22 protein-coding genes are annotated in these 22386 nt (G+C 47.7%); 1 reads left to right on the forward strand and 21 read right to left on the reverse strand.

Translation table 11 applies throughout. The features are described from left to right. Position 1: 1 nt before the first annotated feature. The 13 genes from ACP26N_RS15955 to ACP26N_RS16015 all read right to left on the reverse strand — a co-directional run bounded on the left by ACP26N_RS15955 (position 2) and on the right by ACP26N_RS16015 (position 13259). On the reverse strand, positions 2-1318 hold the full coding sequence (locus tag ACP26N_RS15955) for a YycH family regulatory protein (protein WP_131503618.1): 1317 nt from the start codon (positions 1316-1318) through the stop codon (positions 2-4). Beyond that, complete coding sequence (gene walK, locus ACP26N_RS15960) at positions 1315-3165, reverse strand: cell wall metabolism sensor histidine kinase WalK (protein WP_114596768.1); 1851 nt, start codon at positions 3163-3165, stop codon at positions 1315-1317. The genes ACP26N_RS15955 and walK overlap by 4 nt, the downstream gene beginning before the upstream one ends. A gap of 2 nt (positions 3166-3167) precedes the next feature. Next, on the reverse strand, positions 3168-3878 hold the full coding sequence (yycF, locus tag ACP26N_RS15965; RefSeq protein WP_026827044.1) for a response regulator YycF: 711 nt from the start codon (positions 3876-3878) through the stop codon (positions 3168-3170). Positions 3879-4124: 246 nt separating this feature from the next. Beyond that, on the reverse strand, positions 4125-5417 hold the full coding sequence (locus ACP26N_RS15970; protein ID WP_131503619.1) for an adenylosuccinate synthase: 1293 nt from the start codon (positions 5415-5417) through the stop codon (positions 4125-4127). Between the two features lie 218 nt (positions 5418-5635). Next, complete coding sequence (gene dnaB / locus ACP26N_RS15975; protein ID WP_012371893.1) at positions 5636-6988, reverse strand: replicative DNA helicase; 1353 nt, start codon at positions 6986-6988, stop codon at positions 5636-5638. Positions 6989-7007: 19 nt separating this feature from the next. Next, on the reverse strand, positions 7008-7451 hold the full coding sequence (gene rplI / locus ACP26N_RS15980) for a 50S ribosomal protein L9 (RefSeq protein WP_131973579.1): 444 nt from the start codon (positions 7449-7451) through the stop codon (positions 7008-7010). Continuing rightward, a complete protein-coding gene (locus tag ACP26N_RS15985) occupies positions 7448-9433 on the reverse strand; it encodes a DHH family phosphoesterase (protein ID WP_131973580.1) in 1986 nt (661 codons plus the stop codon). The genes rplI and ACP26N_RS15985 overlap by 4 nt, the downstream gene beginning before the upstream one ends. A gap of 137 nt (positions 9434-9570) precedes the next feature. Beyond that, positions 9571-9801, reverse strand: a complete 231-nt coding sequence (rpsR, locus tag ACP26N_RS15990) for a 30S ribosomal protein S18 (protein ID WP_012371896.1) — start codon at positions 9799-9801, stop codon at positions 9571-9573. Between the two features lie 47 nt (positions 9802-9848). Continuing rightward, positions 9849-10376, reverse strand: a complete 528-nt coding sequence (locus ACP26N_RS15995; RefSeq protein ID WP_012371897.1) for a single-stranded DNA-binding protein — start codon at positions 10374-10376, stop codon at positions 9849-9851. A gap of 23 nt (positions 10377-10399) precedes the next feature. Beyond that, a complete protein-coding gene (gene rpsF, locus ACP26N_RS16000; RefSeq protein WP_012371898.1) occupies positions 10400-10687 on the reverse strand; it encodes a 30S ribosomal protein S6 in 288 nt (95 codons plus the stop codon). 123 nt (positions 10688-10810) lie between these two features. Next, positions 10811-11911 (reverse strand): redox-regulated ATPase YchF, encoded by a 1101-nt coding sequence (gene ychF, locus ACP26N_RS16005; protein WP_426354373.1) that lies wholly within the window; start codon positions 11909-11911, stop codon positions 10811-10813. A gap of 258 nt (positions 11912-12169) precedes the next feature. Then, positions 12170-12358 (reverse strand): DUF951 domain-containing protein, encoded by a 189-nt coding sequence (locus ACP26N_RS16010; protein WP_012371900.1) that lies wholly within the window; start codon positions 12356-12358, stop codon positions 12170-12172. Continuing rightward, positions 12330-13259, reverse strand: coding sequence for a mechanosensitive ion channel family protein (locus ACP26N_RS16015; RefSeq protein WP_131503622.1), 930 nt, complete (start codon positions 13257-13259; stop codon positions 12330-12332). Before ACP26N_RS16015 ends, ACP26N_RS16010 begins: the two co-directional genes overlap by 29 nt. Before the next feature lie 186 nt (positions 13260-13445). Here ACP26N_RS16015 and yyaC point away from each other — a divergent pair, with 186 nt between their 5' ends. Further along, on the forward strand, positions 13446-14072 hold the full coding sequence (yyaC, locus tag ACP26N_RS16020) for a spore protease YyaC (protein WP_370528970.1): 627 nt from the start codon (positions 13446-13448) through the stop codon (positions 14070-14072). Positions 14073-14157: 85 nt separating this feature from the next. Here yyaC and ACP26N_RS16025 read toward each other — a convergent pair whose 3' ends face one another. The 8 genes from ACP26N_RS16025 to rpmH form a co-directional block, all read right to left on the reverse strand. Then, positions 14158-14922, reverse strand: a complete 765-nt coding sequence (locus ACP26N_RS16025) for a ParB/RepB/Spo0J family partition protein (protein ID WP_131503623.1) — start codon at positions 14920-14922, stop codon at positions 14158-14160. Between the two features lie 41 nt (positions 14923-14963). Then, positions 14964-15800, reverse strand: coding sequence for a nucleoid occlusion protein (gene noc, locus ACP26N_RS16030; protein ID WP_131973583.1), 837 nt, complete (start codon positions 15798-15800; stop codon positions 14964-14966). Between the two features lie 48 nt (positions 15801-15848). Then, entirely contained in the window at positions 15849-16565 is a 717-nt protein-coding gene (gene rsmG / locus ACP26N_RS16035; protein WP_131503625.1) for a 16S rRNA (guanine(527)-N(7))-methyltransferase RsmG, read from the reverse strand. Positions 16566-16570: 5 nt separating this feature from the next. Beyond that, positions 16571-18457 (reverse strand): tRNA uridine-5-carboxymethylaminomethyl(34) synthesis enzyme MnmG, encoded by a 1887-nt coding sequence (mnmG, locus tag ACP26N_RS16040; RefSeq protein ID WP_426354376.1) that lies wholly within the window; start codon positions 18455-18457, stop codon positions 16571-16573. A gap of 42 nt (positions 18458-18499) precedes the next feature. After that, a complete protein-coding gene (gene mnmE / locus ACP26N_RS16045) occupies positions 18500-19882 on the reverse strand; it encodes a tRNA uridine-5-carboxymethylaminomethyl(34) synthesis GTPase MnmE (protein WP_426354378.1) in 1383 nt (460 codons plus the stop codon). Positions 19883-20029: 147 nt separating this feature from the next. Next, positions 20030-20884 (reverse strand): membrane protein insertase YidC, encoded by an 855-nt coding sequence (yidC, locus tag ACP26N_RS16050; protein WP_114596777.1) that lies wholly within the window; start codon positions 20882-20884, stop codon positions 20030-20032. Between the two features lie 102 nt (positions 20885-20986). Then, the gene (gene rnpA, locus ACP26N_RS16055) at positions 20987-21337 is read right to left on the reverse strand and encodes a ribonuclease P protein component (RefSeq protein ID WP_012371909.1); all 351 of its coding nucleotides are present in this window, start codon (positions 21335-21337) and stop codon (positions 20987-20989) included. 168 nt (positions 21338-21505) lie between these two features. After that, the gene (gene rpmH / locus ACP26N_RS16060; RefSeq protein ID WP_012371910.1) at positions 21506-21640 is read right to left on the reverse strand and encodes a 50S ribosomal protein L34; all 135 of its coding nucleotides are present in this window, start codon (positions 21638-21640) and stop codon (positions 21506-21508) included. Between the last annotated feature and the right edge of the window lie 746 nt (positions 21641-22386).

Raw genomic sequence — 22386 nt, forward strand, 5'->3', positions numbered from 1 at the left:
ATTATCCCTCTTTTCCGATAGCTTGATCAACCGTGGTCCATTTTCCGTTTCGTTTGACGAACCAATTTGGCTTAAACAAGGCATAACGACTCGTTTCAATTTCGTACGTCATTTCATATCCCATCCGAATACCGGAAATCTCATCCAACATGTCGGCGGATTGAAGCTGTTTTTCAATCTGATCGATGGATGGCAATGTCGTTTCCCGGAGCAACAGCTTCCGATCCGCCCGAATCATACTGCGGCTGAGCGAACGGATTTGATTTTCTTCGAACGTTACTTTGATGGTCGCGAGATCAAAGTCCGGTTGTTCAAGTAACGGTCCTGTTTCACCAAAAATCGGGTATCGGTTCAAATACAATCGGAACGTCGCCGCCTGTTCCTCTTCCGCTTTCGACATCTGATCAAAGTAATAGCGGAAACCGCTGCGTTGTGTCACAGGATCGAGCCATCCGCCATGGATGTTGATGTAACTGACGATTGTACTGTAATCGACGGACGAGGTTTGGGTGTTCGGAGACAATGTATTAAAACGGAACGCATTATAATCCCGGTCGTAGGTCGAAACACTGACACCGTCCGTCAAAACGTCCAGGTCATCCCGGCTCTTGATTTGTTGGACGTTCGAGTTTTCCGTAAAGAACGCGCTCTCGATCCGGCTGAGCGGCTTCGGATCCTGTGAAACATCATCGTAGACGAATACTTCTTCCAGTTTCGTCGCGCCGCTTGGGACATACGTGTAGTCACCGCCCTTGAGCTCGACTTTCGTCATCGGTTTTTTCTTATCATAGGCGAATAGACGTTTTAAGACCGTCTCATCCCCGATTAATTTAAAATCCTTAAATCGTCCCGTCGTCGACTCCAGTCGAAGGATCGGTCCTTCATAATCGAGCAGATAGAGCCGTTTGATCGGCTCTGACATCGCAATTTGTTTTTCCCCGAGCAACTCCTCGAGCATCTTTGAACTGATCGGCGTCGGGAAAATCATCTCGACACTCCGTTTGCTGACCGGAATATCTGACGCCTTATCGGTCAAAACCAGGACACCGACATCAAACGAGGCGCCAATCCGGTTCAGAATCGTCCGACCGATGATTTGGGTCTGATAGGCACTTTCACCGTTCGAATAGATGACCAACTCCGGATTAATCAGCTGATTTCCTTCGACCGTCTTTGAGGTATCGATTTCATTAAACGATACCTGTTCCTGTTCAATCGACTCGCTGCTCGGATGATACGTCCATAACATGGCGGTTTGCACGATTGAGGCACTGACCAGAAGAATCAAAGCGATGGATTTCAGTCGCTGTTTCGTCATCCGATATCCACCTCTTCGATCACCTCGTATGGAAGCGTAAAGTAAATCGTTGTCCCGCGTCCCCATTCGCTTTCTGCCCAAATGTCACCACCGTGTGCCGAAACGACGTCTTTGGCAATCGAAAGACCGAGTCCGGTTCCACCAATCTTCCGTGCCCGTGCTTTATCGACCCGGTAGAAGCGTTCAAAGATTTTCTGCAGGTTCGCTTTTGGAATCCCGACTCCTTCGTCTTTGATGCTGATGACGATCCGTTTCGCCCGTAACATCGTCCGGACGGTGATCGTACCGCCTTCCGGTGAATACTTGATCGCGTTCGTTAAGATATTATCCGCGACCTGAATCAACTTATCCTGGTCCCCGCGGATGTAGACTTTCCGTTTCATGATCTTGCGGCGGAACTGAATCCGTTCCGGTTTCGTCATATCGTGGCGATCGAGAATATCATTTAAGAATTGAATATAATCAAACCGGACTTTGTTCATCTTGTATTCCTTGCTGTCCATTTTCGACAGTTGCAACAGATCGGTCACGAGGCGGATCATCCGCTCCGTTTCGTTTTGTGTCGTCTCCAGGAACCGTGGCGCCAGTTCTTCATCCTGGTACGCACCTTCCGCTAAGGCTTCGAGATAACTCCGCATCGTCGTCAGCGGTGTCCGGAGTTCATGACTGACGTTCGCGACGAACTCACGGCGGTCCTGCTCGACTTGTTCCTGCTCCGTGACGTCATGCAGGACGATAATCATACCGGTAATCGGTCCACTGTGTTTTTTGACCGGTGAGAAGAAGGCCCGGACAAGGAACAGTTCGTCCTCGCTGCTAAAATCAAGCAAACGGGGCGGCATCGTGCCGTCTTCCGGAATCATAAAGTCGTCTCCGAGCGCGAGTAGATCCTTTAAATTCGTCCCGACGATACCGGATTCATCGACACCGACGATATCCTTCGCCTGGTCGTTCATCAGGATGACACGTAGCGTCCGGTCCGTCGCAATCACACCATCCGTCATATTTTCAAGGACACTCGTCAATTTCCGCCTTTCGGCTTCCGTCGTCGCATTCGCTTCGAGTAATTCATCCGTCAGTTCATTAAAGGAACGTGCCAACTGACCAATTTCGTCATCGGAATAGACTTTAACCTTCCGCGAGAAGTTCCCGCGCCGCATCTCGATTGCCTGGCGCCGCATATCCGAAATAGGCCGTGTAATCGTCCTTGATAACAGGACACCGAGAATCGAGGTGATGACAAGTGCAATCACTGTCCCCGTTGCTAAGATGCGTGTGACTTGCTGCATCTGAGAATAAATCGACTCCATCGAAGCCCGGACGTAAATCATCCCGGTCGTTGCACCTGTCCGTTCCGAGGTAACGGGGACTGCAAAGATCCGAATCTTGTCTTCCGTCGTCGGATCGAGGACGGTATCGACACGGGAGGAACTCGTAGCTTGTGCTTTTTTAATCAGTGAATTCGTCGCCCGTTGTCCGACCGCTGACTGATTGTCCTCGTCGGACGTCGCTTGAATGATCGAGTCCTGATCAATGATTTGTACTTCGAGAATATCGTTCCTTGACGTCGAGCCACTACTAAACTCAGACAGCAGTTGTCCAAGAGATTCAGACAACTGCCGTTTGGAGGCCTCATCATCGCCTGTCTTATCGAATTCCTTCCCGACATTGTACGCAACAAGTCCGGCCCGGTCTTCAACAGATTTTGAGAAGTTCGTAATGTACTGTTTTTCAAGAGAACGAACGAAGTAAACCCCAATGACTTGCATCGCGACTAAGATCAACAACGCATAAATGACGACAAGTTTCCACTGGATCGATTTGAAGAAGTTCGTTCCTTTTAACATCGTTATTCATTCTCCCCGTCTTGGAGATAATAGCCGACACCACGGCGGGTCATGATATAGATTGGTGTACTCGGGTTATCTTCGACTTTTTCTCGCAGACGGCGCACAGTGACGTCAACGGTCCGGACGTCACCGAAGTAATCATATCCCCACACGGTTTGGAGCAGGTGTTCACGCGTCATGACTTGACCGATGTTTTTCGCCAAGTAATGCAACAGTTCAAACTCACGTTGTGTCAGTTCGATTTTTTGATCCTGTCGTGTGACGGTATGAGAATTCGTATCGATATACAGTTCTCCTACTTTCAATGGACCCGGTCCTGCATTTGCCGGTGTCGCTTCGACCGTATTGACGTTTCGTAAGTGTGCCTTCACCCGTGCCAATAATTCGCGCGAGCTGAATGGTTTCGTCACGTAATCATTTGCACCAAGCTCCAGGCCAAGGACCGTATCAATTTCAGAATCCTTTGCCGTTAACATGATGATCGGGACTTTTGATGTTTTCCGGACTTCCCGGCAAACTTCCATTCCATCCATCAAGGGCAACATGATATCGAGCAAAATCAAATCGGGCTTAAACTCTTCGACTTTCTCGAGTGCTTCCACTCCATCATTTGCTACGGCGACACTATAACCTTCTTTTTCTAATTTAAATTTTAATATATCGGCAATCGGTTGCTCGTCATCGACGACGAGGATTTTACGTTCCGTCACTGGGTGTTCCCCCTTAATAATTTCTATTCAATCTATTTTACCTGTTTTTCAGGCATATAGAAAGGTGGCGACGGAAACTCCCGACGCCACTCTGTTGACTTCATCATACGTTTACATCGTGCGTTCCACGTGAAACATTACCTTTAGTATACGCTCGTTCACTTTATTTTGTGAATGATTTCGCTTGATTAGAGATAAAAAAAAGCAACTCCAGATTTCAAATCCGGAACTGCCACTTTTCAACCATTAAGCTTCTTCGTACAAATCACGGAGAACGACCGTTTGTTCACGACCCGGTCCAACTGAGAATGTCACGAGGGAGATGTTCGTCAAATCTGCAATCCGTTTAACGTAGTTCTGCGCATTGATCGGCAAATCCTCAAACTTGCGGATGTGCGTAATGTCTTCTTTCCAGCCCGGTAGCTCTTCATAAACCGGGACACATGCTTCGAGATCGCGGAAACTTGCCGGATACTCATCGATCTGTTTGCCGTTAAACTCATACGACGTACAGATTTTAAGCGTCTCGATACCTGTCAGGACATCGATTGAGTTCAATGAAAGATCTGTCAAACCGCTTGTCCGGCGTGAGTGACGGACGACGACTGAATCGAACCAGCCGACACGGCGTGGACGGCCTGTCGTTGTTCCGTATTCACGACCGACTTCCCGGATGTGATGACCGATTTCGTCAAACAGCTCTGTCGGGAACGGACCATCACCAACACGTGACGTGTATGCTTTACAGACACCAACGACGTGATCGATCCGGGCTGGACCGACACCAACACCTGAAGCGACACCGCCGGCTGATGCGTTAGATGATGTAACGAATGGATACGTCCCGTGGTCAAGGTCGAGTAAGACACCTTGTGCCCCTTCGAAGAGGACTTTTTCGCCCTTATCGAGGCTGTCGTTGACGACGACTGATGTATCGCAGACATATTTCGCAAACTCTTGACCGTATGCGTAGTATTCTTCGAAGATATCATCGAAAGCAATCGCTTCCGCATCATACATCTTCGTGAACATCCGGTTTTTCTGATCAAGAACGATTTTTAGTTTTTCGGCGAATGTTTCTTTGTCGAGTAAATCAGCCATCCGGATTCCGATTCGTGCTGCTTTATCCATGTAGCACGGTCCGATTCCTTTAAGTGTCGTTCCGACTTTCGCGTCGCCTTTTGCTTCTTCTTCGAGTTGATCTTGCAACTGATGATACGGCAAGATGACATGCGCCCGATTCGAAATCAGTAAGTTATCCGTTGAAACACCACGATCGTGCAGATACTTCAATTCCTTGACGAGCGATTTCGGGTTGACGACAAGGCCGTTCCCGATGACACATTTCTTGTCTGAGTAAAAAATTCCTGATGGAATCAAGTGTAACTTATACGTCTCATTATTAAATACGATTGTATGTCCGGCATTGTCTCCACCTTGATAACGAGCAACGACATCGGCTTTTTTCGAAAGAAAATCGGTAATCTTTCCTTTTCCTTCGTCGCCCCATTGTGTTCCGACTACTACTACTGATGACATATTCTCATCCACCTCCACGTACGATTCAAAACCACGACTAAGTGTAACGCGGAAAAAAACAGAAGTCAACCAAATACCGAACAATTAAATGTTACAATTCTTTTTCGTTCGTTTAAAAGACGGTTTTAATTCGTTTTTTTCCTTTCTCTTCAAGATATTCAAACATAACGATTAAAAAAACGCTTCTGTCTCAGAAGACGGAAGCGTTTTTAAGCCATTTAGGCGGGTGGTGCATAGGAATTATTCGGTTCGAGATCCACGAACTTATTAAATTCTTTCCGGAAAGCGAGTTTGACGGTACCGGTCGGACCATTCCGCTGTTTCGCGATAATGATTTCGATCGTGTTCGCATCTTCCGTTTCTTTATTGTAGTAATCGTCGCGGTATAAGAAGGCAACGATATCCGCATCCTGCTCGATTGCTCCCGATTCCCGGATATCGGACATCATCGGCCGTTTATCCTGCCGACTTTCCACGCCCCGTGACAGCTGCGATAACGCAATGACGGGGACTTCGAGTTCACGGGCGAGCGACTTCAAGGACCGGGAGATCTCGGAGACCTCCTGTTGCCGGTTATCGCTGGAACGCCCGTTTCCTTGAATCAGTTGAAGATAATCAATCATGATCATTCCAAGACCGTGCTCCTGCTTCAGACGGCGGCATTTCGCCCGGATATCGTTGACACGAATACCCGGTGTATCGTCGATATAGATCCCGGCTTGGGATAAGCTGCTCATCGCGAGGGATAACTTGCCCCAGTCCTCATCTTCGAGCTGTCCGGTCCGGAGGCGCTGCGCGTCGACATTGCCTTCCGCACACAGCATCCGCATGACAAGCTGCTCCGCTCCCATCTCAAGACTGAAGATGGCGACATTCTCATCGGCACGGGTCGCGACGTTTTGTGAGATGTTCAAGGCGAAGGCCGTCTTCCCGACAGACGGACGGGCGGCAACGATGATTAAATCGTTGCGCTGGAATCCGGCCGTCACTTTATCGAGATCACGGAAGCCGGTCGGAATCCCGGTCGTCTCGCCGCTTTGTTTATGCAACTTATCAATCGTCGCATACGCACTCGTCAAAACGTCCGAAATCGGAATGAAGCTGGCACTGCCTTTTCCTTGTGAGACTTCGAGAATCTTCCGTTCTGCTTCATTCAGCAGGACGTCGACCTCGTTTTGCCGTTCGTAACCGTCCGTGACGATTTCATTGGCGGTCCGGATCAACCGGCGCAAGGTCGACTTTTGATCAACGACATTGACGTAATAGTTGATGTTTGCGGCGGTCGGAACACCTTCCGCCAGTTCACCGAGGTACGGCAATCCGCCGACTTCCTCGAGGATACCAAGCGTACTGAGTTCCGCCGTAACGGTCACGAGGTCGATTGCTTCTCCCCGATCCGACAACACAAGCATCGTTTCAAAAATGCGTTGGTGGGCCGCACGATAAAAATCTTGTGGCAATAATCGTTCGGACGCACTGATCAGTCGATCCGCATCGATCATGATCGCCCCAAGGACGGCTTGTTCCGCCTCAATGCTTTGGGGGGGCGTATTTTGCATTACATCACTCATCACCGGTCCCCTTTTCTACTCACGCTTCTTTAACCTGGACATTTAACGTTGCTGTGACTTCATTGTGCAATTTTAATGGTATTTTCGTCACACCGAGTGTTTTGATCGGATGCTCGAGTTCGATTTTACGTTTATCAATCTTGTAACCCATCTGTTTCAACTCATCCGCGATTTGTTTGCTCGTAACGGATCCGAAGACACGACCGCCTTCACCTGTTTTCGTTGAGACGATGATCGTTTCTTTTTCAATCTTATCTTTTAACGCTTGAGCGTCCTGTAACACTTGTTTCGCTTCTTCTGCCGCTTTACGCTCATGTGCCTCATGCTGCTTAAGGTTTCCGGTTGTTGCCGGACGTGCCAATTTCTTTTTGAACAACACGTTGTTTGCATATGCGTCAGCGACGTCTTTGACGTCTCCTGTTTTACCCTGGCCTTTTACATCTTGTAAGAAAATAACTTTCATTCTGTTTCCTCTCCTTTTGTTTCATCTTCTAAATAATGGTCAATCGCTTTTCGTAATTCTGTTGCGACAGTCAAGACCGACTCGGTCATCTGTGTCGCAGCATTCGTTAAATGACCGCCGCCGCCAAGCGTCTCCATAATCAGCTGGACGTTCACTTCACCGAGTGAACGGGCACTGATGGCAGTTCTGCCGTCCTGCAATTCCGCGATGACGAACGCCGCGCGGATTCCTTGGAGCGATAGCAGCTGATCCGCCGTTTGGGCGATCAGGACCTGATCATGGATGACGCCGGGCTCAGCCGTCGCAATCGCCATCCCGGCGGCGTAAACTTCCGTCCGCTCGAGGATATGCGATTGTTCGACGTATGTCTCAAGGTCCTGACTGAGGAACTCCTGAACCAAAACCGTATCCGCTCCTTGCGAACGCAGATAGGAAGCGGCGTCAAACGTCCGGGAACCGGTCCGTAGCGTAAAGCCTTTCGTATCGACGATGATTCCGGCAAGCAAGGCTGTCGCTTCAAGCATTGCCAGTTTCTGATTCGTCGGCTGATACTCGATCAGCTCTGTGACCAGTTCTGATGTCGATGACGCATACGGTTCGAGATAAACGAGAACCGGTTCTTCAATAAAGTCTTCTCCCCGTCGATGGTGGTCGATGACGACCATCCGTTCAAAACGCTCCAGCAAGGCCGGTACGACAACCAGGGAAGGTTTGTGGGTATCGACGATAATCAAGAGCGCCTGATCATCAATCAATTGATCTGCTTGGAACGCATTCACGAAACGGGTCTCGAGTTTCGGTTCCTGGCTGATTTCATTCATCATCCGCCGGATTCCTTGTCCGATTTCAGCTTCCGGAAGAACGATATGGGCTTCTTTATCGTTCATCTCGGCGAGTTTTAAAATCCCGATTGAGGCGCCCAGGGAATCCATATCCGGATTCCGGTGCCCCATGATGAGGACACGGCTCGACTCCTGCATTAAATCACGCAACGAGTTGGCAATGACGCGGGCCCGGACACGTGTCCGTTTTTCTGTCGGATTGGTTTTCCCGCCATAAAAACGAACTTTCCCGTCCCGCTTGATGACGACCTGATCACCGCCGCGGCCTAAGGCCAGATCTAAACTCGATTGGGCCATCAAACCGAGTGCCGGAATCGGATCACTGCCACATCCGATACCAATCGACAACGTCAACTGAACACCACGTTGACTTGTTTCTTCCCGGACGGTATCAAGAATCGTAAATTTTGATCGTTCCAAAATCCGTAAATTCTCTTCCGTCGTCACAATGAAATAACGGTCGGAAGCGGTCCGTTTAATGTAAGTGCCGTGATCCGCGGCCCAGTGATTTAACAACTGGGTGACCCGGCTGTTCAATTCACTGCGAAGCTGATCTTCAATCCCTTGTGTCATCTCATCATAGTTATCAAGATAAATGACACCGATGACCGTCTGATTATCGACCAGTTGCTGTTCGACCTGGGCTTCTTCTGTCATATCGAACAAATAGAAAGTCCGGTTTTCGCTGTTTGAAAAGACACGGTAAACTGATTCGCCGATTTCAAGCGTCGCCTGATCCTCATCGACGCCAATCATTTCAACGAATAAGGGATCAAGATCCGTCAGAACGTGTCCCATGGCAAGGTCCTCAAAAATCTCACGCATCGGATCATTGAACCAGGTAACACGTGCTTCTTCATCATAAAGTAAAATTCCAATTGGCATGTTCGTCAAAGCATCTTGACCGGTGTCTTCGACCTGGATCGATATACCGGCGACGTAGCTTTCCCATGACTTCCGACCACGTCGTTCCTCCAAAAGATGAAGGACAAACAGTGCCGTCGTCAAGACGGCTCCAACCGCTGCGATGATTGGGTGATCGACGGCAATGACAAAAAGTAGAGCCACGATTAATAGATACGGAACGAAGCGAAAAAAGCGCTGTTCTCGTTCAGGTGATACTTGCTGACCTAACCCCATCGCGTCCTCCTTGTATACTAAATATACTCGTATGAAAAATTCGGTAACTTGTATATTATAACCGAAAAGGCGGACCGGTTGAAAGCGAAGCGAAAAAAAGCGCCTTTCCTTCGAAAAGGAAAAGCGCTAGACCGTAATCAGTCAGCTACGTATGGAATTAAAGCCATTTGACGTGAACGTTTGATTGCGATTGTAAGTGGACGTTGGTATTTCGCTGAAGTACCAGTCACACGACGTGGAAGAATCTTACCGCGTTCCGAAATGAAACGTTTGAGAAGTTCTACGTCTTTATAATCGATATGAGTGATGTGGTTCGACGTGAAGTAACATACTTTACGACGACGTTTTCCACCTGGACGACGTGCCATGTGATTAACCTCCTTTTTAGAGTAAATTTTTCAGTCCGACGTTCCCATTAGAATGGAAGGTCGTCGTCTGAAAGATCGATCGAACTGCCGCCGCTGAACGGATCAGCGCCGAAGCCCGAATTCGATGAAGATGAAGCGGGTGCTGGCGAGGAAGAGTTGTTCTGCTGTTGCTGTGAACCCCATCCTGCAGCATTTCCGTTTCCACCTGTATTTGAATTTGAAGAGTAGCTATCACTATCGGAAGAACGGCTTGCATTGCGTGATTCTAGGAATCGAACACTATCCGCGACGACTTCTGCACGATAACGACGTTGACCATCTTTATCGTCATAGCTACTAATCTGAAGGCGACCCTCAACTCCTGCGAGGCTCCCTTTTTTCAAATACTGAGCAACGTTCTCTGCCTGCTTGCGCCAAACGACGCAATCGATGAAGTCAGCTTCTCGCTTCCCATCTTGTCCTGTAAACGGACGGTCACAAGCGAGTGTGAATCGCGTTACCGCAATCCCGCTCTGCGTATAACGCATTTCAGGGTCACGAGTTAACCGACCGACTAAAACGACGCGGTTAATCATCAGAATCACTCTCCTGTTTCAGCTTATTTCTCGTCTTTTGTGATCATTAAGCGAACGATATCGTCACTGATCTTCATGAGACGGTCAAGTTCTTTTGTAGCTGCTGGTTCAGCAGTCACGTTAAGAAGAACGTAGAAACCTTCACGCATATCATTGATTTCGTAAGCAAAACGACGTTTACCCATTTCAGTTGTTTTTTCAACTGTACCACCGTTGTCAGTGAGGACTTTGTTGAAACGCTCAACTAGAGCTTTTCGTGCTTCCTCATCAACTTCCGGACGGATGATGTAAAGTACTTCGTATTTACGCATATCTGTCACCTCCTCTTGGACTGGCGGCTCGATTCATCGAGCAAGGAGCAATAATTCATTACTCACATTTGTTAATACTATCAAAGTATTTTGGTTTATGCAATAACGATTCGTTCGCTTCTCTTAAACGTTGAAGCGGAATGTGACGACATCGCCGTCTTGGAAGACATATTCTTTCCCTTCAGAACGGTAACGGCCTTGTTCTTTCACGGTCGCCATGTTTCCAGCAGCTGCTAAATCTTCGTAAGCAACAACTTCCGCACGAATGAAACCGCGTTCGAAATCCGAGTGGATGACACCCGCACATTGTGGTGCTTTCATGCCTTTTTTGAACGTCCAGGCACGAACTTCTTTTTCACCGGCTGTGAAGTACGTCGCAAGACCAAGCGTGTTGTACGCTGCGTGAATCAACTGATCCAGACCGGATTCTTCGATTCCGAGGTCAACGAGGAACTCTTGGCGTTCTTCCGGTTCAAGCTCAGCAATCTCTTCTTCGATCCGGGCACAGATGATGATGACTTCTGCGCCTTCTTTCGCTGCAAATTCACGAACTAACCGCACATTTTCATTGCTGTCTGCGTCCGCGACTTCGTCTTCACCGACGTTTGCAACATAAAGCATCGGTTTCATCGTCAACAATTGGAAATGCTTGACGATCGCTGCCTGATCTTCATTTAACTCAGCAAGACGTGCCGGTTTTTCGTCTTCCAGTAACGCCAAGACGATTTCAAGTGCTTCCAGTTCGCCCGCTGCATTTTTATCGCGTGACTTCACTTGTTTTTGGACACGCTGGATCCGTTTTTCAACCAATTCGAGATCGGCAAGGATCAATTCAAGATTGATTGTTTCGATATCGACGATTGGTGAGACTTTTCCTGAAACGTGTGTAATGTTCTCGTCGATGAAACAGCGGACTACCTGACAGATGGCGTCGACTTCACGAATGTTGGCTAAGAATTTGTTTCCCAGCCCTTCTCCTTTTGAAGCTCCCTTGACGATTCCGGCGATATCCGTGAATTCGAATGCGGTCGGGATTGTTTTCTTCGGATTGACGAGTTCTGTCAATTTACGAAGACGTGCATCAGGCACCTCGACGACACCGACGTTTGGATCGATGGTTGCGAACGGATAGTTCGCCGCCTCGACGCCTGCTTGTGTAATTGCGTTAAAAAGTGTTGATTTTCCTACGTTTGGTAAGCCAACGATTCCGGCTGTTAATCCCACTTGGAATTCCTCCTTTTCGGTATTTCCTAGGAAATCCGTGCTAGCGGCCGCAGTGGGTAGAATGATTACACCACGTCAGCACATCTTTCACAATTATAGATAGTTCAATTTTTTTAAGCAAGGAGATGTGTCTTCTTTTTTTAAGACAAGATTGTTTCATGTACGTTTTGCTGTAGTTTAAAGCAGTCTTGTATTTGATTAAAGGAACAGCAACAAACCCCTGAAGACCTTCTCCGGTCGCCAGGGGTTTGCTCGTATTCATTCAGGTAAGACTTTTTTCAAACGCTTATCGAAGTCGCGGCGCGGCATCAGGATACTCGCTCCGCATCCTTGACATTTAATGCGGATGTCCATCCCGACACGAATGATTTGCCAACGGTTCGTTCCGCAAGGATGTTGTTTTTTCATTTCGACATAATCATGAAGATTGTACGTTTTTGGCATCATCGGCTTGACCACCATTCCCTTGTTCTGTATTCATCATGACCATCCGTGGATACGGAATCTTAATTCCTTCCAGTTCGAGTCCCTGCTTGAGTTCTTTCCGGATCAAACGACCGGCCTGGAAATGTTGCATCGGTGGCACTTCTGCCATCAGGCGGTAGACGACTTCTGACGGTCCAAGTGTCTGGACGCCAAGCATTTGGATCGGCTCGATAAACATGTCGGTATATTTTTCCGTCGTCGTGTTAGCAATTTGATGCAAGACCTGTTCGACCCGTTCCAAATCTTCTTCATACGATACTTGCACATCGACTAAAGCAAAACTGTTGTCGACGGAAAAGTTCGTCACCTGTAAGATTTGTCCGTTCGGAATGATGTGGATTTCTCCATTCAATCCTTTTAACTTCGTCGTCCGGATTCCGAGTTCTGTGACGACCCCTTCAATCAAACCGACACGGACGAAGTCACCGACTTTAAACTGTCGTTCAAAGATGATGAAGGCCCCGGTAATGATATCCTGAACCAGGTTCTTTGCCCCAAACGAAATGGCAAGACCGGCGATACCGGCACTGGCGACAAGACCTGTAATGTTGATTCCGAACTGACTGAGGACCGTCAAGAGCATGACGATTCCAAGAACATAACGGATAGCATTTTGGAGCAGTTTCAACAACGTTTCATTTTGGCGTTGCGCCAATGAATCATGCTCATTGATTTTTCGAATCGTAAATAATCGCGAAACCGCACCTGTTAAAATACGCATCAGTACATAAAAACCGGCGATGATAATCAGGGCGATCAATAACTTCAATCCAAAGCGGATCCACATGTCTGCGTCCATGACTTGGTCTAGAATCCGGTCAACCTGGGCGACTGAATCCTGTACGTCTTTATTGGTAGCCATTCTCTCCATCCTTTCGACTTCTCTCTATCTTCTCTCTATTACGACAGTATACGTGATTTTAAATGACTTTCAACCAAAGAACCGATTTTGACGTTAGATTTTCACAAAAACCGGGAAAGGAAAATCATTACAGAACGCCTTCACTCTCACCACGACACCAGGATGCTGACATCAGGAGAAGAAAGGATGATCCAGATGAATTTCCGTTTTCATTCTCACGAAAAAAAGCCCTATTCTTTCTTTCTAGAATATACGGAACCATTCGCTAAGGAACGACTGGCGGAACAATTACATGAACAGGTCAATGCCATGAAGGAAAACCGTCCCGTCGTCCTTGTCTGTATCGGTTCCGACCGGTCAACCGGCGACTCACTCGGACCGCTCGTCGGAACCTTTTTGGAAAAAAATCGACCGGCGAACATGCATGTCTATGGGACATTAGCCAAACCGGTCCATGCATTGAATCTGGCCGAAACCATTCATTCGATTCAAACGACACATTACCGTCCGCTCGTCATCGCCATCGATGCCTGTCTCGGCCGCCTTTCAAGTGTCGGTCATGTCTTCTTCTCGGAAGGTCCGCTTGCTCCTGGTGCCGGTGTCCAAAAAGAATTACCGGCTGTCGGTGATTTTAATATTAAAGCTGTCGTCAATGTCAGTGGCTTTATGGAAATGATGATCCTTCAAAATACACGCCTCCATCTTGTTTATGCGTTGGCTGAACTCGTCGCTGATAGTTTTGCCTTGCTCGATACGAAATTAGCAGCTGAGACAACACGTACGACCATCTCCTTCACACCACGTTCAATTTAAGGGCAGTGTTTCTCCTTTCCTTTATCCTGTAAGTTTCAAAAAAAGGATCCATTCCAAGTACCATACTGGAATGGATCCTTTGCTGTTAATCTTCTTCAGATAAAAGCAGTTCGAGAATTCGGTTTAAATCGTCCTCGTCCGTAAAATCAATTTCGAGTTTTCCAGCTTGTTTCGTCATCTTAATGCGGACAGTCGCCCCAATCCGTTCCCGTAACGTTTCTTCGATGAAATCCAGTTCGGTTGACTGCTTAGTTACCGGACGCACCTGTTTTTTTTCACGCAACTCCTGTTCGAGGCGCCGGACATTCCAATTTTCACGCATGACACGTTCCGCCATCCGTTCGATCTTCAGTGGATGCTTTAAGGATAATAAAGCCCGTGCATGTCCCATCGATAACCGTTCTTCCATGACGGCTTGCTGGACCTCGACCGGTAACTGCAGTAAACGGAGACTGTTCGTGATGTGGGAACGGCTTTTTCCGACCCGGTTCGCAAGCTCTGCCTGTGTGATGTTAAACTCTTCGAGCATCTCGGCGTACGCCATCGCTTCTTCAATCGCACTCAAATCGGCACGTTGGATATTTTCGATCAATGCCAGTTCCATGACACGGGTTTCATTCGCTTCAATAATCAAGACCGGAACACGATTAAATCCGGCTTGTTTTGCAGCTTGATAACGTCGTTCGCCGGCGATGATTTCGTAAAACCCCTCACGTGGACGAACGACGATCGGTTGAATCATTCCATGGCGTGTCAAGGAGTTGGCGAGTTCTGCCAACGCTTTCTCGTGGAACTGTTTCCGCGGTTGCCCCGGATTCGGCCGGATTGCTCCAATCGGTATTTCATTCATGCTAATCTCTCCTAAACGTAGCGGAAGGCACGACCGCTAGTTTACGGACGTGCCTTCACGATGCGGATCCGCACCTCGACATATTCTTCACAATCCACTTCTTCTTTTTCGACCGTCAAACCGGTCCGTTCAATCATATCGACGGAATCACGAATCGTGTTCAATGCAATTCGTGTATCCCGGGCAAAACTTTTATGACGTTTTTTAGGAACTTTTGGTGTCAACAACCGTTCAACACGTTGTTCCGTCTCTTTGACGTTCCATTCCCGTTCAATGATTTCAATCAAAACCTGAAGCTGTAAGTCAGCTGCTTTTAACGGCAGGAGGGCCCGCGCATGACGTTCCGTGATTTTCCGTTGTTTCAGAGCTTCACGAACCGTTTCCGGTAACCGAAGCAAACGAAGCTTATTCGCAATCGTCGACTGGCTCCGTCCGAGTCTGCGCGCCAACACTTCCTGTGTGATTTCTTGCATGGCAAGCAACCGCGCGTATGCTTCGGCTTCTTCGATTGGTGTCAATTCTTCACGTTGTAGATTTTCGATGAGTGCGAGGGCAGCCGTCGTCTCGTCTGTCATCTGTTTAATGATAGCGGGAATCGTCTCCCATCCGAGCGATTGAACAGCCCGAAAACGACGTTCGCCGGCGATGATTTCATATCCTTCGCCTTGTTTTCGGACGACAATCGGTTGCAGTAAACCATGTTCTTCAATCGTAGTCGCTAGTTCGGTAATCCGTTCCCCGTCAAAGACGGTCCGCGGTTGGAACTGGTTGGCGACCAATTCCGTTAACTTGAGCTCACGGACGGTATCTTGTGGATCCAGCTCTAGGGAAACGGTTTGTCCTCCCTTACCGAGCAGTTTGGCAATTGCATTCTTCACGTTGGTGTACCTCGCCTTCATCAGTCATCGTTTCACGTGAAACGGTGTTTAACCCAGTGGATCTTTTGCCGGTGTACCTGCTTTACGCGGATATTTCCCGGGTGTTAATCGTTTTTTATCGACAATTACGATATTACGCTCACTTTCTTCTCCTGGCAATTGGAATTGGAAACTTTCCCGCAAATTTCCACCTAACACCTTCAAGGCTGTCGCGCCCTCTTCCAGTTCTTCACCCAGTTTCGCAGCTTTTAAGGCAACGAATTGCCCGCCGACTTTCGCAAGTGGTAAACAGTATTCCGCAAGAACCGACATCCGGGCAACGGCACGCGCTGTCACGACATCAAAATGTTCCCGGAACTGTTTATTTTTCCCGAATTCTTCCGCCCGACCATGATGGAAGGCGACTCCTTCGAGTTCAAGTTCCGTCGCGAGCATGTTCAAGAACCCGATTCGTTTATTGAGTGAGTCAATGATTGTGACTTTTAGATGCGGGAACATGATTTTAATCGGCAGACTCGGGAAACCGGCACCGGCACCGACGTCACAGACGGTTTCGACTTCCGTGAAGTCAAAGTAGAATGCGGCTGTGATCGAATCATAAAAGTGTTTCAAATAAACACCTTCTTCATCCGTGATGGCCGTCAAATTCATTTTCTCATTCCATTCGACAAGCAGTTCATAGTATTTACGGAACTGTTGCAATTGATGATCTGAGACTTCGAGTCCTTGCTCCGCTAATGCGGTTACGAATTGCTGTTGATTCATTCTCTTCACTCCGCAGTCAATGCGTATTGGCCTTGTTCGATATAGACAAGCAAAATCGAAATATCAGATGGATTGACACCTGAAATCCGTGATGCCTGTCCGATCGAGAGCGGACGCACTTGGTTTAGTTTTTGTTTTGCTTCAATCGCAAGACCACTGATGACATCGTAATCGAGACGTTCCGGAATCCGTTTTTTCTCCATCCGCATCATCCGTTCGACTTGATCGAGCTGTTTGTCGATGTATCCCGCATATTTGACCTGGATTTCGACCTGTTCCGCTGCTTCCGGAGAAAGAGCGACCGGCGCCGGTGTCATTTCTGCAATCATCGCATACGTGATTTCCGGACGTTTCAGTAACGTGATGGCATGTAATGCCTCTTTTAACGGAGAAACACCGATTTCCGTCAACCGTTCATTGACCTCACTCGTTGCTTTGATGACGACTTTTTCGAGTCGTTTCATTTCCCGCTTGATTTCTTCTTTTTTCTCGGCCAGTTTCGCGTGTCTTGTTTCGTTGATCAGTCCGAGCTCATGTCCGATATCGGATAAACGTAAATCCGCATTGTCATGACGCAACAATAACCGGTATTCGGCACGTGACGTCAAGAGACGGTACGGTTCGTTCGTTCCTTTTGTGACGAGATCATCGATCATGACACCGATGTATCCTTGTGAACGCGACAGAATGAGCGGATCTCTTTCCTGAACTTTCAGTGCCGCGTTGATGCCGGCCATGATGCCTTGTCCGGCTGCTTCTTCGTAGCCGCTTGTCCCGTTGATTTGTCCGGCCGTGAATAGTCCGGCAATCCGTTTTGTTTCAAGCGTCGGCCAAAGTTGTGTCGGAACGACCGCATCATATTCGATCGCATAACCGGGACGCATCATTTCTGATTTTTCAAGACCCGGAATCGACCGTAAAATATCATGTTGAACGTCTTCCGGCAGACTCGTTGAAAGTCCTTGGACGTAAACTTCTTCCGTGTCACGCCCTTCCGGCTCAAGGAAGATCTGGTGACGCGGTTTATCACTGAACCGGACGACTTTATCTTCAATCGACGGGCAGTAACGCGGACCCGTTCCTTTGATCATCCCGGAAAACATCGGGGAACGGTGAAGATTCGCATCGATCAACTGATGGGTATATTCCGTTGTATACGTCAACCAGCATGGAATCTGTTCCGTGATCATTTGTGTCGTTTCATGACTGAACGGCAACGCCACTTCATCTCCAGGTTGGATTTCCGTTTTCGAATAATCGATCGTTTTCCCGTCGATTCGGGGTGGTGTACCCGTTTTGAAACGGGCGAGCTCGAAGCCGAGTTCTTCTAGATGTTTCGACAAGTTGACCGACGGCATCTGGTTGTTCGGACCACTCTCATAAGACAGTTCACCGATGATGATTTTCCCGCGCATGAATGTGCCGGTCGTAATGATGACCGCTTTTGCCCGGTACTCGGCTCCTGTATTCGTCACGACGCCGACACACGTATCGTCTTCGATGATTAACCGCTCGACGAGTGCTTGGCGTAATAACAGATTCGGTTCGTCTTCGAGCGCTTTTTTCATCCGGTTTTGATACTCGAATTTATCTGCCTGTGCCCGAAGTGCACGAACAGCAGGACCTTTTGAGGTGTTAAGCATTTTCATTTGAATGTACGTCGCGTCGATCGCCCGTGCCATTTCTCCGCCGAGGGCATCGATTTCCCGGACGACGATTCCTTTTGCCGGACCGCCGATTGACGGATTACAATACATGAATCCGACCATGTCGGGGTTCATCGTCAACATGACGGTTTTTGAACCCATACGAGCGGCTGCAAGAGATGCTTCAATCCCTGCATGACCGGCTCCGATGACGACGACATCGAATTCGCCTGCTTGATAAGCCATAACTGTGGTTCCTCCTTTTAAAAATCAACAACCTGACAACGTTTATTTCCCTAAACAAAATTGCGAGAACAATTTATCGAGTAAACTGTCTTGCGCTGTATCTCCATTAATTTCACCGAGTGTATCCCACGCCCGGCGTAAGTCGATCTGGACCATGTCAATCGGCATCGACGCTTCTGCCGCACCGAGTGCATCTTCAATCATCTGACTCGCCTGTTTAATGAGTTGAATGTGACGGGCATTCGAGACGTACGTCATGTCCTGACCCTCGACCCCTTGTTCAAAGAAGAGCGAGGCAATGGCTGCCTCAAGATCGGTAACACCTGCTTCTTCGAGCAGTGATGTCGTGACGACGGGACGGCCCTCTGCCAGTTCATTGACACGCGTCAAATCGATCGCTTGTGTCAAATCACTTTTATTGACGATGATGATGGCGTTCATCCCCCGAATTGCTTCGAATAATAAGACGTCCTCTTCCGTCAATGCATCATTTCCGTTTAAGACGAGTAAAATCAAGTCGGCTGAGTTTAATGCTTGCCGCGATTTTTCGACACCCATCCGCTCGACGATATCTTCTGTTTCCCGGATACCGGCCGTATCAATTAATTTCAGCGGGACACCGCGGACATTGACGTATTCTTCAATCGTATCCCGTGTCGTCCCGGCAATATCCGTGACAATGGCTTTTGCTTCTTGCACCAATGTGTTGAGCAAAGACGATTTCCCGACATTCGGACGTCCGATGATCGCGGTCGACAAGCCTTCGCGCAGGATTTTTCCCTGTCGCGCCGTCGACAACAGTTCCGTTAGAATACGGCGAACTTCACCCGCGTCTTTTTGGACGATTTGCTGCGTCATTTCTTCGGCATCATATTCCGGATAGTCGATGTTGACTTCAATCGAAGCAATCGTCTGCAACAATTGTTCCCGTAAATCCTGGACCAGTTTTGACAAGCGTCCTTCGATTTGACCAACCGCGACCGTCATCGCCCGGTCCGTTTTCGCCCGGATCAAGTCCATGACAGCTTCTGCTTGGGACAAGTCAATCCGACCGTTCAGGAAAGCCCGTTTCGTGAATTCACCCGGTTCTGCGAGACGAACGTCCGGTTGTTCGAGGATCAGTTCGAGCACCCGATTGACGGCAACGATTCCGCCGTGACAATTCAGTTCGACGACATCTTCCCGCGTAAAGGTTTTCGGTGCCCGCATGACACTGACCATGACTTCATCGACGACCTGTTCTGTCATCTGTTCAACCAGTTTTCCATAATGAATCGTATGTGTCGGGACTTCCTTCAACCGGTTGGCACCGCGGTAGACGCGATCGGCTGTTTCGACTGCTTTAGGACCGGACAAACGGACAATCGCAATCGCGCCTTCACCCATTGGCGTCGAAATGGCGGCTATCGTATCAAATTCCATCATCAGTTGTTCACACCTCGTTTTCTGCAATCTTTTCTATATTTAATGTTCAGGACTATTTAAATGGGTATAACGTGACAACTATACACGAAATAGCGCAAAAGAAAAAGAGCGACACTCTGTAAAACGGAGTATCGCTCTCACTTATTGTTAACGTTTCTTTTTCGGTTTTTTCGGAGCAGGAGCAGCGTTCGCCGCTTCTTGTTCGCGTTTTGAAGCAATCGTTGCTTCCGTCTGCGCTTTGATTTTCTCACGCATTGGCTTCATGATTGCAATCGTGACGATGATCGAGAAGATGTAACCGACGACCCAGTACAGCGACAAGGCAGATGGTAACGTTACACCCATGACGAAGATCATGATCGGGAAGACGTACAACATGATTTTCATCTGTGGATTGTCATCTTGTCCAGCCATTGAGAGTTTTTGCTGCAAGTACGTAAAGATAGCAGACAAAATCGGTAAGATGAAATACGGATCCGGTTTTCCAAGATCGAACCAGAGGAACGTGTGTTGGAAAATTGCCGGTGTATAGATGATTGCGTTATAGAAAGCAATCAAAATCGGCATTTGAATCAAGATCGGTAAACAGCCGGCAAGCGGATTGACATTGTGCTCTTGGTACAGCTTCATCATTTCCTGTTGCAGTTTCTGCTGTGTTTCCTGATCTTTCGAACTGTACTTCTCACGAAGCTTCATCATTTCTGGCTGGATAACTTGCATACCACCCATACTTTTCGTTTGTTTGATCATCAACGGCAAGATGACGAGACGAACAAGTAACGTCGTGACGATGATTCCGATTCCGTAATCCCCATTAAAGAAATGCGAAATTTCACGAATAAGCCAAGCCATCGGCCAAACAAAGTAATGTTTCCAGAAGCCTTCTGTGTCACCAGTAATCGGTTCACCTGTTCCGTATGTCCCAGGTGTACAACCGGATAGAACGACCGCGAGTACGGACATCAATCCGAGAGTCAGCCAAATCTTAGTTCTCTTGTTCATAATTCCTCCTAGTAATGTTTACACGTGGTCGGTCCTCGAAGTTCTATCTATATATAGAAGCAGGCGAGTGGCCGCTACAAATCAACAGGATATACTACACGTTTATTTTACCTGTCGCTTCCATACACCGGATCGTTTAAAGACATGGCGTAAACTGTCAGCAACTTCTTGAGCAGTCATCTTCGCAGCCGGATTGCGTGCGATGATCACAAAATCATAATTCGGGGCCAGCGAGGCTTCATGAAGCTGGCATGCTTCACGTACATACCGTTTAACCTGGTTACGGACAACGGCATTCCCGATTTTCTTACTCACCGATAAACCAATCCGAAAGTGAGTTTGCTGCTCTTTCTTTAGTGCATATACGACAAATTGCCGATTTGCGACAGAGGCTCCCCGAGTAAACACCGCTTGGAACTCCTTGTCTTTCTTGACGCGGTATTCCTTCTTCACCTTGATCACACTCCATCCTGTCATCACGAAAATTCGTCGTCTTTCATCATATCATAGAACAAACCCGCTCTGCGAGAGGGGTCTTGTGACAAAAGCACGAACATCCCTTAAAACTACAAAAAAAAGATCACTTCAGGCAGCGCCAGAAGTGATCTCATCATCGCTCGATTATACAGTCAAGGCTTTGCGGCCTTTAAGACGGCGAGCAGCCAAGATCCGGCGGCCACTCTTCGTTGCCATGCGCGCACGGAATCCGTGAACTTTTTTGCGCTTACGGTTGTTTGGGTTGAAAGTTGGTTTCATTAGTCTGCACCTCCTTTAAAAATTACTCTATAAAAATCATCGTTTTCTACTTTAAGGCAGTCTTGTACATTATATAAAGCAAAAGTGACCTTGTCAATGAAAGTTCAGAAGAATTATCACAAGCATTTTCAGCAAAAAATGACGGGATTCGTGAAAATAGGATTCCCCAGTCGGTTTCATATCATACGATACGATTTGTCGATCGGATGGAATGGAAAACGAATCAAACAATCCCTTTTTCAAACTATCCACAGACTTATCCACACTATCCACACTTTCCGTGGATAACTCATCACTTTGTCTACAATAGTATTTTTTAAAATCAACGTCAAGGTTTGTTTTTAGAATTTTTAACGCCACTTTTTTCATTTTGTGCATAACTATTTCTGAACGCTTCCTCTTTCGAAAAGTTATACACACCTTATCCACAGTTTATCCACACTGTCCACAGCCTGTGGGTAACTGCCTGTGTATATGTGGATTTACTTGTGGATAAATCGTTCTAAGCATTGCCAGACCTCATTTCATTTGATACACTAATTGTGCATAACAAGAACGTAAGACAAATTGATTCTTCAAGTTATACACAACCTGTGGATAACTTTATACACAGAAATCAGCCCCTGTGGATAACGTTATCCACAGTTTTTATGTTCTGGGGATAAGTCGTGTTCCTTCATTAACTTTGTCCTGTGCATAAAGCTGTGTATAGTTTTTTATATCATGATAGAAAAAGGGGGGTATTT

Source organism: Exiguobacterium sp. R-39, assembly GCF_049942815.1.
GTDB lineage: Bacteria > Bacillota > Bacilli > Exiguobacteriales > Exiguobacteriaceae > Exiguobacterium_A.